This window comes from Niveispirillum sp. FG148 (genome assembly GCF_057809655.1).
This window is the reverse complement of the sequence record NZ_JBMDKJ010000029.1, coordinates 21,427-34,410: the sequence shown is the minus strand read 5'-3', so window position 1 is coordinate 34,410 and position 12,984 is coordinate 21,427. Positions and strand designations below refer to the sequence as shown.

The window sequence follows — 12,984 nt, the reverse complement described above, 5'->3', positions numbered from 1 at the left end:
CGCATGACGGCCATGGGCGACAAGGCTGTCGAAACCTTGCATCCGGGGCCCATCGGCATGATGGCCGGCACCGCCGCCCGCCGTGTCATGCAGTCATTGATGCGCACCGGACAGGAAGCGCGTTTCATTGGCGGCTGCGTACGCGATGCCCTGCTGGGCATTCAGGCCAATGATGTCGATATCGCCACGCCGCTGCTGCCGGACGAGGTCATGCGCCGCCTGCGCCAGGATGGCATCCGCGTGCTGGCCACGGGTATCGACCATGGCACGGTGACCGCCGTGCTGGACGGCACCTCATTCGAGATCACGACATTGCGGCGGGATGTGGAAACGGACGGGCGGCACGCCACGGTTGCCTTCACCGACGATTGGCTGGCCGATGCCAGCCGCCGGGATTTCACCTTCAACGCCATGTCCCTGACCCCGGAAGGGGAATTGTACGACCCGTTCGGCGGCGTGCGCGATCTGAAGGCTGGCCGTGTCCGCTTCATCGGTTCCGCCCGCGAGCGCATCGCGGAGGATGTGCTGCGCATCCTGCGCTTCTTCCGCTTCCATTCACGCTTCGGCCAGGGGCGCCCTGATGCCGACGCGCTGGCGGCCTGCGCCACATTGTCGCCATTGCTGCCCACCCTGTCGGGAGAGCGCGTGCAGCAGGAGGTGATGCGCATCCTGGCCCAGGATCGCATGGTGGAGACGTGGCGGCTGATGCTGCAAACCGGCATCGTGGCCCAGATCCTGCCCAAGGCAGTGGATATCGAACGGCTGGCCGCCCTGGACCGGCTGGAATGGCTGGTGGGTGAGGCGCATCCCATGGCGCACCTGGCGGCTTTGCTGCCGCCGGGCCTGACGGCGGCCAGCGACACGGCCGAACGCCTGCGCCTGTCGAACAGCAACCGGGAGCGGCTGATGGCGCTGTGTGCGCCCACGGTGGATGTGCATCCGGACCTGACCATCACCAGCCGTCGACATGCCCTGCAGAAGCTGGGTCCCGATCTTTACCGCGACCAGCTGCTGCTCTCGGCCGCGACACGGCGCACGCCGGCCGTGGAACTGGTGGAAGCGCTGGCCGATGCCGCCACCTGGATCGTCATCCCGTTCCCCCTGAAGGGGCGCGACGTGCTGGATCTGGGCGTGCCACCCGGGCCCAATGTCGGGCTGCTGCTGGCCGGGGTTGAAGGCTGGTGGGCCGCGCGGGATTACCGGCCCACGCGGGAGGACTGCCTGATAGAGCTGAGCCGCCGCATCAATGACCGCAGACAGACCGACGATGCGCCGGCCCTTGACTGACGGCGAGGGCCGTCTGACCCCAGGAAGCACATCCGGCGCTGGACATCCAGCCGCCCTGACTGCATCAGTAATCTGTGGTGACCAGACCGGTCGTGCGATCTCCATGATCGCAAAGCACCGGATCGGAACGGAGAGGCCGGATGCGGGCCAGTGACATTGACGGGGTGCTGGAATTCTGGTTCCAGGAAGCTGGACCCGGCCGCTGGTTCGGCGGCGGACCCGAATTCGATGTGCTGGTCACACAGCGCCTGCTGGCCGCACATCTGGCCGCCGCCAATGGCGACCTTGCCGATTGGGCGGAAACGGCGGAAGGGACACTGGCCCTGTGCATCCTGCTGGATCAGGCGCCGCGCAACATGTTCCGCGGCACGCCGCGCGCCTTTGCCACCGATGAACGCGCCCTGTCCATCGCCACCGACGCCATCGCCCGCGAACAGGACCTGATGCTGCCGGAAGACCGGCGGCTTTTCGTCTATCTGCCGTTCGAACATTCCGAACAGATCGAGGATCAGCGGCTGTCGGTGCGACTGTTCGCCAACCGCACCCGTGACCCGACCCTGCTGGACTATGCCTGCCGACATCTGGCCGTCATCGCCCAGTTCGGCCGCTTTCCCCATCGCAACAAGGTGCTGGAACGGGAAAGCACGGCCGAAGAGCTGGCCTATCTGGCTATGCCGGGTTCCGGCTTCTGAACGCTTTTTACGTCTGCTTCAGCCGCCGGTTCAGAACGGCCGGACAATGACCAGGATGACGATGCCGATCATCAGCAGGGTCGGCACCTCGTTCAGGATGCGGAAATATCGCTGCGGCTTGGTGTTGGCGTCCTGAGCAAACAGGCGCACATGCTTGGACAGCACGCCATGCACGCCCGACAGGGCAATGACCAGTGCCAGCTTGGCATGCAGCCAGCCCTGTCCTTTCAGCAGATCCAGGTTCAGCGCGATCATGGCGCCGCCGCATAGCCAGGTCGCAATCATGGCCGGGTTGATGATGGCCTTCAACAGCCTGCGTTCCATGACCTTGAAGGTTTCCGACTGGGTGGAACCGGCGGGCGCTTCGCAATGATAGACGAAAAGGCGCGGCAGATAGAGCATCCCCGCCATCCAGGCGATGACGCTGATGACATGCAAGGCCTTGATCCAAAGATAGAATTCCATGATGTCGCCTTCCCGCTCCCTGCCTGCCGGATATCCTGATGCACCTTTGCCGGCCGGTGCCAGCATGGGCTAAATACCATTCCAAAGGCCGCCAACCAAGCATGACCCGTCTGCACGAAAGGGTTGTGGCTTGCATACCGGTGTACGCCCGTTTAGGTTTCTTCCGCTTTCCAAAGATGGCGCCGCCGGCACAGGACCCAATAATGGCAGATACAGCCCAGACCGAAGCGCCAGAACAGGAGGCAGAAACCGTCGCTTTCGACGATGCCTCCCGCGATGCGCTGCATATTCTGCCGATGTCCATGCTGCCCTTGCAGACACCGGGCCTGCGCCGCGCCAAGCTGATCAAGAATGCCAGATTGGAAACAGTGGTGGAGGTGTTCCAGGACCGTTCGACCGGCAGCGGCCAGATCAGTCCCGACCATCTGGGCAGCCTGTTTCCCAGCCACACCAAGTCGCTGCGCCTGGACATGGTGCAGATCAACAAGCTGACCCGCATCAACAGCTTCGATGTCTACACCTTGCGCAAGGAACTGCGCCGAGTCGGCATCGCCGTGAATGATGCCAAGTCCCTGCAGCTGTCCGACAGCAAGCGGGCCGAGCTGACCGGCTATATGAAGGATTTCACGCGCCCGCTGCTTCAACAGGTCTATGGCAATGACCAGCGGCAGATCAGCGACGTGGCCGACATCCTGGCCATGCTGGCCAACCCCGACCGGGAAGAGGCGCTGAACAACCTGCGCCTGCTGTCTGAGAAGCTGAAGGTGAAGCTGAACGAGATTCCGGACTTTCTGGAGGATTACGGCGACGTCTTTCTGTCGCTGGCCTATTTCCGTTCCTGCCTGGACGGGATCGTGCCGGAGGTGCAGCGCTTCCTGAAATGGGCGATGGAGCCGAAATCGTCGGAACTGATCGCGCGCGACCGCAATGTGATGAAGATGCTGTCCGACGTGCAGAGCAAGCTGACCTCCATCACCACCTCCATCACCGGCCGTTTCGAGGCGTTCGACCGGCGGTCGAAGGATTTCTGGAACGATATCAGCGCCGAAAGCTTCCGGTCGGTGCGACACCAGATCGAAAGCCATCATGTCACCATCGGCGGCGTGCTGTGCGGTCTGGCCGTGAAGATGGCGCTGTGGCGCGCCCGCTTCCCGCAGGGGGGTGCTGGCCCCAACAAGCGCGTGGAATTCGTGCGGTCGGAAATCCTGCCGGGCCTGGACCACATCATGGCCATCGAAAGTGCTGCCAGCGGCATGCGCTGACATCCCGGTCAGCCGGACAGAGGCAGGGCCAGGGTCTGTTTCAGGGTGCTGAAGACCAGCGAGGTCTTGTATTTGACGACGGCACGGTTGGCCTCGCCCAGCGCGCCCATCAACATGTTGAACGCATCCACGTCATCGCAGCGGACAAGCAGGATCAGGTCCGCGTCGCCACTGACATACCAGCAGGACTGAACCTCGGGCCGCCCCTGGACCCAGCGGCCCAGAGCATCCAGTACATCGCGCCGGTCGCTGTCCAGCATCAGTTCCACCAGGGCAGTGAAGCCCACGCCGAAATCGGCAGGGTTGGGCACGGCCACGATGCCGGCGATGGCGCCCGCCGCCTTCAGCCTGGCGACGCGGCGTTGTACGGCGGACGCAGAGAGATTGACCAGCGCGGCCAGGGCCTCATGGGTGCGGTCGGCATCCTGCTGAAGCAGTGCCACCAGCTTGCGGTCGAATTCATCCCATTTGTCGGACATGCCGCGTCCCGCTCCCCCAATTCGCTGGAAAAACCCGCCCCCGGCAACGGGATCGGGCGGTTTCCCCAGGCAACCTTTTTATGATCGGGCATCGCTTGACGACAAGGAGCCCTGTCAATGCTGGACCATCTTTCCATCGCTGTGGATGATCTGTCCGCCGCCGCCCTGTTCTACGACCGGCTGCTGACCCCGCTGGGGTATCGCCGGTTTTCGGAACAGACTGCCATGATCGGTTATGCGGGCGATCCGCCCGGTTCCAGCCTGTGGCTGCAAAGGCCCGCCAACGGGGCCCCCGCGACCAGCATGGCGGGCTTCCATGTGGCCCTGGCCGCCCCGACACGCGCGGCCGTGCGGGCGGGACATGCGGCGGGCCTGGCCGCGGGTGCGCGTGACCAGCGGCCCCCGGCGCTGCTGCCCGCCATCCATCCCGACTATTACTTTGCCATGATCCAGGACCCGCACGGGCATTGGATCGAGCTGGTCTGCCACAGCCCGGATGACGAGGCATAAGGGCAGGCAGAAGGGCCAAGCATGCCGTCACTTCATCCCTGAAATCGCCGCAATAGGGGCGCATCAGCTTGTGGACATAGGGGGTGGGCCCTATCCTGCCCATGCCCCTCTACCCCCGCCTTGTTCCGGACCCCTGCCTTGAGCACGCTGAGCGCCCCGCCCCGTTTCCGCCCCGCAGGACCGCCGCCGAAGAAGCGGGCGCCGGCCGGCCCGCCGCCGGGTGGCTCTGGCGGTGGCGGTCAGGGCGCCCCCCCTTCCCCGCCGCCGCCGGAAAAGGGCAAGGCCCCGCGCAAGGCGAAGCCGCGGAAATCCTGGGGCGGGCGCATCCTGTCCGGTCTGGTCGTCCTGGGCATCTGGGGGCTGATCGTGGCGGCCGGCATCTTCGCCTATGTCGCCCACGACATGCCCAATATCTCCGAAGTGGCGACGGCCGCCCGCCGTCCGGCCATCACCCTGGTGGCGCTGGACGGGACCGAGTATCAGCGGTTGGGCGATCTGCGCGGGGAAACGCTGGATGTCAGCGAACTGCCGCCACATTTCGTCCAGGCCCTGGTCGCCACGGAAGACCGTCGGTTCTTCAGCCATTTCGGTGTCGACCCCATCGGCATCCTGCGCGCCGCCTATACCAATTACCGCGCAGGCCGGACCGTGCAGGGCGGTTCAACCCTGACCCAGCAGCTGGCCAAGAACCTGTTCCTGACCCCGGACCAGAACTTCAAGCGCAAGGCGCAGGAGGCGCTGCTGGCCCTGCGGCTGGAAGCGACCTACAGCAAGGAACAGATCCTTACCGCCTATCTGAACCGCGTCTATCTGGGGGCCGGTACCTATGGCGTGGATGCCGCTGCCCGCACCTATTTCAACAAATCGGCGCGTGATCTCAGCTTGCGGGAATCGGCCATCATCGTCGGCCTGCTGAAGGCACCGTCGCGCTATGCCCCCACCTCCAGCCTGAACCGGGCCACCCAGCGCATGGGCGTGGTCCTGCGCGCCATGCTGGATGAGGGCTATATCACCCCGGCCCAATATGATGCCGCCATGGCCGTGCCGCAGGTGCCGGCGCGCAAGCCGGGGGCGGACGGTGACGGACGCTATTTCGCCGGCTGGGTGGCCGATCAGGTGGAAGCCTTTGTCGGGGCCGACCATGGTGATCTGGTCGTCTACACCACCTTCGATCCGCACCTGCAGCAGAGGGCGGAGGCCAAGGTGACGGAGATGCTGAACGGACCGGGGGCCGAGGCCCGGGTCAGCCAGGCCGCCGCCCTGGTGATGACGCCCGACGGGGCCGTGCGCGCCATGATCGGGGGCAAGGATTACGCCGCCAGCGAATTCAACCGCGCCACCCAGGCCTTGCGCCAGCCCGGCTCCTCCTTCAAGCCCATGGTCTATCTGGCAGCCCTGGAATCGGGCTGGACGGAGGGCAGCACCATCCTGGACGCGCCCTATCGCAAGGACAAATGGACCCCCGGCAATTACGACGGCAAGTTCCGCGGCGAGGTGACGCTGCGCGATGCGCTGGCCCATTCGCTGAACACGGCCACCATCCGCTTGGCCGAAGCCGTGGGTATCGACAATGTACGCCGGGCGGCCAAGCGGCTGGGCCTGACCACCCCCATGCGCCGTGACCTGTCGCTGGCATTGGGCACATCGGAAGTGACCCTGCTGGACATCACGGGCGCCTATGCCACGCTGGCCAATGACGGGGAGGCGGTGATCCCCTATGGCATCCTGGAAATCCGCGACACGGACGGCACGATCCTGTACCAGCGGCACGGATCCAGCGCCGGCTTCGCCGTTGCCACCCCGCATGTGGAGGCGATGAACCGCCTGCTGTCCGGCCCTGTCACCTATGGCACCGGCAAGGCGGCTCAACTGGACCGGCCGACCGTGGGCAAGACGGGCACGACCCAGGACTACAAGGACGCCTGGTTCATCGGCTATACGGCCGATCTGGTGGGCGGCGTCTGGCTGGGCAATGACGATGGCGCACCCATGAAGAAGGTCACGGGTGGTGGCCTGCCCGCCAAACTGTGGCACGCCATCATGGTGGAGGCGCACCAGGGCCTGCCGCCGCGGGGCCTGCGCGGACTGGGCGGCCCCGCGCTGGAGGAGGACCGCCCGGCCCTGCTGCCGGTGGCCAGTGAAGTGTCGGAACTGCCGGCCGAGGGCATGGCCCAGACGGCGGAAGGCACGCCACCGACCGATCCGGTCGCCCCGGCGGAAGGCGGCGATCCGATCGGCGACCTGCTGCACCGGCTGACAGGGCGGTAAGCAACGGGCCGGCCGGGGCGGGGGGCGCCCCGGCCAACACCCGTCAGGCCGCGGCGTCCAACGCCGGGTAATCCAGATAGCCCCGTTCGTCCCCGCCATAGAAGGTGGCACGGTCGGCCTGGGCCAGGGGGGCATTGCGGCGGAACCGTTCCACCAGGTCTGGGTTGGCGATGTAGGGCACGCCAAACGCAATGGCGTCCGCCGCCCCGTCCGCGATCAGCCGGTCACCAACCTCCCGCGTGATGCCGCCATTCAGGATGAACGGACCCTTGAAGGTCTTGCGCAGCAGGCTGGCAACGCGCGTGGCGCCGGGTGGCGGGCTCATCTGATGGTTGTCGACCAGCGGTTCGATAATGTGCAGGAAGGCCAGGTTGAAGCGGTTCAGCTGTTCGGCGGCATAGCCGAAAGTGGCCGCCGGGTCGCTGTCCGACATGTTGTGATAGGCGCCGTTGGGGCTGAAGCGGATGCCGACGCGGCCACCACCCAGCACATCGGTCACCGCCGCCACCACGTCCAGCATGAAGCGGTTGCGGTTTTCCACCGATCCGCCATAGCGGTCGGTGCGCAGGTTGGAGCCGCTGCGGATGAACTGGTCGACCAGATAGCCGTTGGCACCGTGGATCTCCACCGCGTCGAAGCCGGCACGCTTGGCATTCTCCGCCGCCTTGGCGAAATCGGCGACGATGCCCGCGATCTCGTCCGTTTCCAGGGCACGCGGCGTTTCATAGTCCAGCATGCCCTGCGGCGTGAAGGCCTTGCCGTCCGGCTTGATCGCTGACGGCGCCACCGGCAGCGCCCCGCCCGGCTGCAGGACGCGGTGCGACAGGCGACCGACATGCCACAGCTGGGCGGCGATGCGCCCGCCGGCCGCATGCACGGCGTCGGTCACGCCACGCCAGCCGGCCACCTGGTCGTCGGAGAAAATGCCGGGCGTGAAGGCATAACCCTGGCCCTGCTGGCTGATCTGGGTGCCTTCGGTGATCAGCAGGCCCGCGGTGGCGCGCTGCACGTAATATTTGGCGGTCGCCGGCGTCGCGACATCACCCTTGCCGGCCCGCGACCGGGTCATGGGCGCCATGATGACGCGGTTCGGCAGGTCCAGATCGCCCAGACGCAGGGGCGAGAGAAGATCGGAGTGGCTCATCGGAAAGTCCCGTGAAGCAAAGGGTTGGGGGCGGCCCGGCCATGCGGCACCGCACCATGGGCTCATGCACCCAGAGTTAGGTGCCGGCCGCACAACTGCAAGTGACGCCGATCACCAGCCGCCCCTCCAGTAATGAAACGCAGCTTTAATCGCATGCATGCTCGCATTTCGCGTGCGATGCGATAGGATGGAGGCGCGGGCCGCCTCCGGGCTCGCGTCACATATCGCAGAAGATGGTTTCGCTCGAACTCGCCGCGGTCCTGTTCCTGATCCTGTTGAACGCGTTCTTCGCCATGTCGGAACTGGCTGTGGTCTCCGCCCGGAAGATCCGGCTGCAACAGATGGCCGAGGAAGGGCGCCGGGGGGCCAACACCGCGCTGGCCCTGCAGGAGGACCCATCGCGCTTTCTGTCGACGGTGCAGATCGGCATCACCCTGATCGGCGTCATCAATGGTGCTGTCGGTGGCGCCACCCTGTCGGAACGGCTGGCCCCCGTGCTGGACGCCGTGCCAGCACTGGAAGGCTATGGCGAGACGCTGGCGATCTCCATCGTCGTCATCTCCATCACCTATCTGTCGCTGATCATCGGCGAACTGGTGCCCAAGCGCATCGCGCTCAACAATGCGGAAGGCATCGCCGTCTTCGCCGCCCCCATCATGCGCGGCCTGTCACGGTCTACCGCCCCCTTCGTCTGGCTGCTGGGCGCCAGCACGGAAGCCATGCTGAAACTGCTGCACATCCCCGAAAAGGCGGAGCAGACGGTCACCGAAGAAGAAGTGAAAAGCCTGATCGCCGAAGGCACGGCCAGCGGCGTCTTCGATCCCGGCGAAAAGCGCATGATCGAAGGTGTCATGCGCCTGGCCGACCGCACCGTGCGCTCGCTGATGACGCCGCGGCCAGAAGTGATGTGGCTGGACATTGATGACGAGCCGGAGAACATCAAGCGGGAGATCCGGGAGGCAGGCCATTCCCGTTTCCCCGTCTGTCGCGGCGATTTCGACGACGTGATCGGCATTCTGCATACCAAGGACATGCTGCACCGGCTGCTGCAAGGCGGCAATTTCGACATGCGCGCCGTCGTGCGCGACGCCCTGGTTGTCCATGACGGCACGGAGGTCATGCGCCTGCTGGAACTGTTCAAGCAGTCGGGCGAGCAGCTGGCCATCGTCGTTGACGAATATGGCACGGTGGAAGGCATCGCCACCCTGACCGACGTGCTGGAAGGCATCGCCGGCGAACTGCCCGATGATGGCGGGGAGGACAGCGATATCGTCCGCCGCGCCGACGGGTCACTGCTGATCGACGGCATGATGGCCGTGGAAGAGGTGGAAGCCCATCTGGGCCTGAAAAGCCTGCGCGACGAGGACAGCGGCTATCACACGCTGGCGGGCTTCCTGCTGTTCAAACTGGGGCGCATCCCGACGGCCGGCGAATATGCCGACCATGACGGCTACCGGTTTGAAGTGGTGGACATGGATGGTCGCCGCATCGACAAGGTGCTGGTGACGCCGACGCCGGGGGAGTGAGCCCCGGTCATTGACGCAAGCCGGCGCTTACCCCGCCGACTTGCCCTCTGCCCCGCCTTCCGTGCCCCCGGCCGCCGTTGCCGCATCGCGTTCGGCCTGTTCGGCCTTGGCCTGGGCGATCTGGGCCAGACGGTTGCGATAGGCAGTGACGGCGCCGCGCACTTCCGCCTCCACCACCGACAGGTCAGCCCGACGCGATGTCAGGGCGGCAATGCCGATGGCCGCCGCCCGCAGCGGCTGCACGCCCAGCAGCGGTTTGTCCGGCGCATTGCGGAAGACCTCCACGCCTGCCCGGATGGTGGCGGCGTAATTCTCCGCCGGGCCGCGCAGGTCGCTGTCCGGCCGCAGCCGCCGCATCAGTTCTTCCAGCGCCGCGCCCCCGCGCAGCAGGTGGTCGGCCGCCATCCGGTCCGCACCCGCCGCCAGGCCGGGCGTGGCGAAATCGATCAGAAAGGCCACCTGGAAACCGTTGCGCACAATCTTCTGGGCATTGATGGCGTCCAGGGCGTTGGCGACGCTGTCGGCGGCGCGGTTGCGGTCATACTGGCCCAGCGCCTTCATGCGCAAGGTGTTCGGCACGTCGAACAGGGGGATCTGGATACCCTCGCGCGGCTGGCGCCGACGGTCGGGACCGATATAGTCCGCTGTGACCACAAAGCTCTTCCGCGCTTCGATCAGGTTGACCAGCCGGTCATGCACCTGCTTGGCGCTGAAAGGCTTGGCCATCATGTCGTCGGCGCCGGTGGCGTTGAATCGCAGAAGCAGCGACGGTGTCGGCTGCCAGGTGGTGGCGATGACGCCGATGAAGGGATTGTGCGGCGCCTGGGCATGGCGCAGCCCCTGCACGAATTTCAGCCCGTCGGGGTCGGGTGCGTCGGCATCGATGAAAATCAGATCGGGCTGCACGGCCACCATGGCCGTCGGCACATCGGCAATGCCGGTGAAATCCAGAATCCGATCCACCCCCATCCGGGCCAGGATGCCGCGCAGCAACCGCCGCGTATTGACCTCCCGATCCACGATGAGGACGGCGAGCGAGCGGAAGTCATAATCAGTCATGATCCGGCCCTCCCAGGCCGGTTACGGGCACCACCGGGGCCGACGTCTCAGTTTCAATCAGTTGATATAGCCAACAGGTACGGCCGGGCAAGGAGACCGGACGGCCGGTGACGGTCAGAACAGCCCCTGGCGTGGCCGTCGGCCATCCTTCCTCGTCACCCGTGTCCAAAAGGCAACGCCAGCCGGTTCCGCCGGCCACCGATGGCAGGATGAATTCGGCCGCCTCTGTCGCGGCGTTGACGATCAGCAGCAGCACCCCGTCCAGGGCGGGCGTGCCATCGACCGCCAAATGCTGGCCGGCCTTGCCGTTCAGCAGCAGGCCCAGGCAGCGCGCCTGTCCGTCGCGCCATTGCTCCGCCGCCTTCTCCACCCCTTGCGGGTTGATCCAGGTGATGTCCTTCAGCCCGTCGGCAGAAACTTCCCGTCCGTGCAGGAAGCGGCCCCGGCGCAGCACGGGATGGGCACGGCGCAGCCGGGTCAGGCGCGCCACAAAACGCGTCATGGCGGCGCCGGCCTCTCCCACCCCCGGCCAGTCGGTCCAGGAGACCTCGTTATCCTGGCAATAGGCATTGTTGTTGCCGCGCTGTGTGCGCAGCAGCTCGTCACCCGCCGTCAGCATGGGTGTGCCTTGCGACAGCAGCAGCGTGGCCAGCATGTTGCGGGCCTGACGCCGGCGTACGGCCAGCACCTCAGGGTCATCACTCGGGCCCTCGACCCCGTGGTTGAAGCTGAAATTGGCGTCGTGGCCGTCGCGGTTGCCTTCCTGGTTCGCCTCATTGTGCTTGGTGTTGTAGGAGACGAGGTCGGCCAGGGTGAAGCCATCGTGGCTGGTCACGAAATTGACGCTGGCCCAGGGGCGGCGGCGGGCATTGTCGAAAATATCGGCCGACCCGGTCAGACGCGCCGCCAGTTCCGGCAACATCCCCTCGTCCCCCCGCCAGAAACGGCGGATGGTGTCGCGGTAGCGGTCGTTCCATTCACTCCAGCCGGACGGAAACTGCCCCACGCGGTAGCCGCCGGGACCGATGTCCCAAGGCTCCGCGATCATTTTCACACCCGCCAGCACCGGGTCCTGGCGCACGGCATCCAGGAAGCCGGAGCCATTGTCGTAACCATGCGTTTCCCGCGCCAGCGTCGTTGCCAGATCGAAACGGAACCCGTCGACATGCATTTCCGTCACCCAGTGACGCAGACTGTCCATGACCAGTTGCAGCACACGGGGATGCGACAAATTAAGGGTATTTCCGGTTCCGGTATGATCCTGGTAGAAGCGCTTGTCGTGCGGATGCAGCAGATAGTAGCTGGCATTGTCGATGCCGCGGAAGGACAGGGTCGGGCCCAGATGGTTGCCCTCGCCCGTGTGGTTATAGACCACGTCCAGGATGACCTCGATCCCGGCATCATGCAGGCGGGCCACCATGTTCTTGAATTCCCGCGTCGACCGGCCGGTCATATAGCGGGGTTCGGGCGCAAAGAAGCAGATGCTGGCATAGCCCCAATAATTATGCAGGGAGCGTTCAACCAGATGCCGGTCGTCGGTGAAGGCGTGGACGGGCAGCAGTTCCACCGCTGTCACACCCAGCACCTTCAGATGGTCGATCATGGTCTGTGAGGCCAGACCCGTGAAGGTCCCGCGCAGGCTGGGCGCGATATCGGGATGGCGCAGCGTCTGGCCGCGCACATGCGCCTCATAGATGATGCTGTCGGTCCAGGGCACACGCGGGGCCCGTTCCAGCCCCCAGGTAAAGGCGGGGTCGATGACGCGACATTTCGGCATGCCGCGGGCATTGTCCCGACGGTCGAAGGACAGGTCCTCCTTCACCGCGCCGACACGATAGCCGAAATGCGCATCCGACCAGCGCAACGGCCCCTCCAGCGCCTTGGCATAGGGGTCCATCAACAGCTTGTTGGGATTGAAGCGGTGCCCGCGCGACGGGTCATAGGGCCCATGCACACGATAGCCGTACAGCAGGCCCGGACGCGCTTCCGGCAGATAGGCATGCCAGACATCATCCGTGCATTCCGGCAGGGTGATGCGTTCAATCTCCCGGTTGCCGTCGCTGTCGAACAGACAAAGCTCCACCTTCTCGGCATGGGCGGAGAACAGGGCGAAATTCACCCCCAGCCCGTCCCAGGTCGCCCCCAGCGGGTCAGGGCGGCCGGGCCAGACGACGGTACGCGCGGCGCCGGTAGATCGCATTGGGCTTGGGTTACCTTCCTGACCGGGTCAACGGGCGATCAGCATGCCAAACTTGCCCACCCCGCGCCAAGGGCTTGCGAGGCATTCGCCGC

At 65.7% G+C, this 12,984-nt stretch carries 11 protein-coding genes; 6 read left to right on the top strand and 5 right to left on the bottom strand.

Annotation, left to right across the window (positions count from 1 at the left end; translation table 11 throughout):
- Nucleotides 1-3: 3 nt before the first annotated feature.
- Together ACODTW_RS22855 and ACODTW_RS22850 are read left to right on the top strand one after the other, a co-directional pair.
- Entirely contained in the window at nucleotides 4-1,287 is a 1,284-nt protein-coding gene (locus tag ACODTW_RS22855; RefSeq protein ID WP_488948422.1) for a CCA tRNA nucleotidyltransferase, read from the top strand.
- Nucleotides 1,288-1,427: 140 nt separating this feature from the next.
- Nucleotides 1,428-1,979 (top strand): DUF924 family protein, encoded by a 552-nt coding sequence (locus ACODTW_RS22850; protein ID WP_488948421.1) that lies wholly within the window; start codon nucleotides 1,428-1,430, stop codon nucleotides 1,977-1,979.
- 30 nt (nucleotides 1,980-2,009) lie between these two features.
- Here the strand turns inward: ACODTW_RS22850 and hemJ are convergent, their stop codons facing one another.
- Complete coding sequence (gene hemJ, locus ACODTW_RS22845) at nucleotides 2,010-2,444, bottom strand: protoporphyrinogen oxidase HemJ (protein ID WP_488948420.1); 435 nt, start codon at nucleotides 2,442-2,444, stop codon at nucleotides 2,010-2,012.
- Nucleotides 2,445-2,647: 203 nt separating this feature from the next.
- On the opposite strand from hemJ, the gene ACODTW_RS22840 reads away from it, so the two are divergent.
- Complete coding sequence (locus ACODTW_RS22840) at nucleotides 2,648-3,706, top strand: hypothetical protein (RefSeq protein WP_488948419.1); 1,059 nt, start codon at nucleotides 2,648-2,650, stop codon at nucleotides 3,704-3,706.
- Between the two features lie 8 nt (nucleotides 3,707-3,714).
- Here ACODTW_RS22840 and ACODTW_RS22835 read toward each other — a convergent pair whose 3' ends face one another.
- Nucleotides 3,715-4,185, bottom strand: coding sequence for an Lrp/AsnC family transcriptional regulator (locus ACODTW_RS22835; RefSeq protein WP_488948417.1), 471 nt, complete (start codon nucleotides 4,183-4,185; stop codon nucleotides 3,715-3,717).
- A 117-nt stretch (nucleotides 4,186-4,302) separates the two neighbouring features.
- Here ACODTW_RS22835 and ACODTW_RS22830 point away from each other — a divergent pair, with 117 nt between their 5' ends.
- A complete protein-coding gene (locus ACODTW_RS22830) occupies nucleotides 4,303-4,695 on the top strand; it encodes a VOC family protein (protein WP_488948416.1) in 393 nt (130 codons plus the stop codon).
- A gap of 138 nt (nucleotides 4,696-4,833) precedes the next feature.
- Nucleotides 4,834-6,963 (top strand): transglycosylase domain-containing protein, encoded by a 2,130-nt coding sequence (locus ACODTW_RS22825; RefSeq protein WP_488948415.1) that lies wholly within the window; start codon nucleotides 4,834-4,836, stop codon nucleotides 6,961-6,963.
- A 43-nt stretch (nucleotides 6,964-7,006) separates the two neighbouring features.
- On the opposite strand, the gene ACODTW_RS22820 is transcribed toward ACODTW_RS22825, so the two are convergent.
- Complete coding sequence (locus tag ACODTW_RS22820; RefSeq protein WP_488948413.1) at nucleotides 7,007-8,107, bottom strand: alkene reductase; 1,101 nt, start codon at nucleotides 8,105-8,107, stop codon at nucleotides 7,007-7,009.
- A 233-nt stretch (nucleotides 8,108-8,340) separates the two neighbouring features.
- On the opposite strand from ACODTW_RS22820, the gene ACODTW_RS22815 reads away from it, so the two are divergent.
- Nucleotides 8,341-9,633 (top strand): hemolysin family protein, encoded by a 1,293-nt coding sequence (locus tag ACODTW_RS22815; protein WP_488948411.1) that lies wholly within the window; start codon nucleotides 8,341-8,343, stop codon nucleotides 9,631-9,633.
- 27 nt (nucleotides 9,634-9,660) lie between these two features.
- Here ACODTW_RS22815 and ACODTW_RS22810 read toward each other — a convergent pair whose 3' ends face one another.
- Both ACODTW_RS22810 and glgX read right to left on the bottom strand, forming a co-directional pair.
- A complete protein-coding gene (locus tag ACODTW_RS22810) occupies nucleotides 9,661-10,692 on the bottom strand; it encodes a response regulator (RefSeq protein WP_488948409.1) in 1,032 nt (343 codons plus the stop codon).
- A complete protein-coding gene (glgX, locus tag ACODTW_RS22805; protein ID WP_488948408.1) occupies nucleotides 10,685-12,892 on the bottom strand; it encodes a glycogen debranching protein GlgX in 2,208 nt (735 codons plus the stop codon). Before glgX ends, ACODTW_RS22810 begins: the two co-directional genes overlap by 8 nt.
- Between the last annotated feature and the right edge of the window lie 92 nt (nucleotides 12,893-12,984).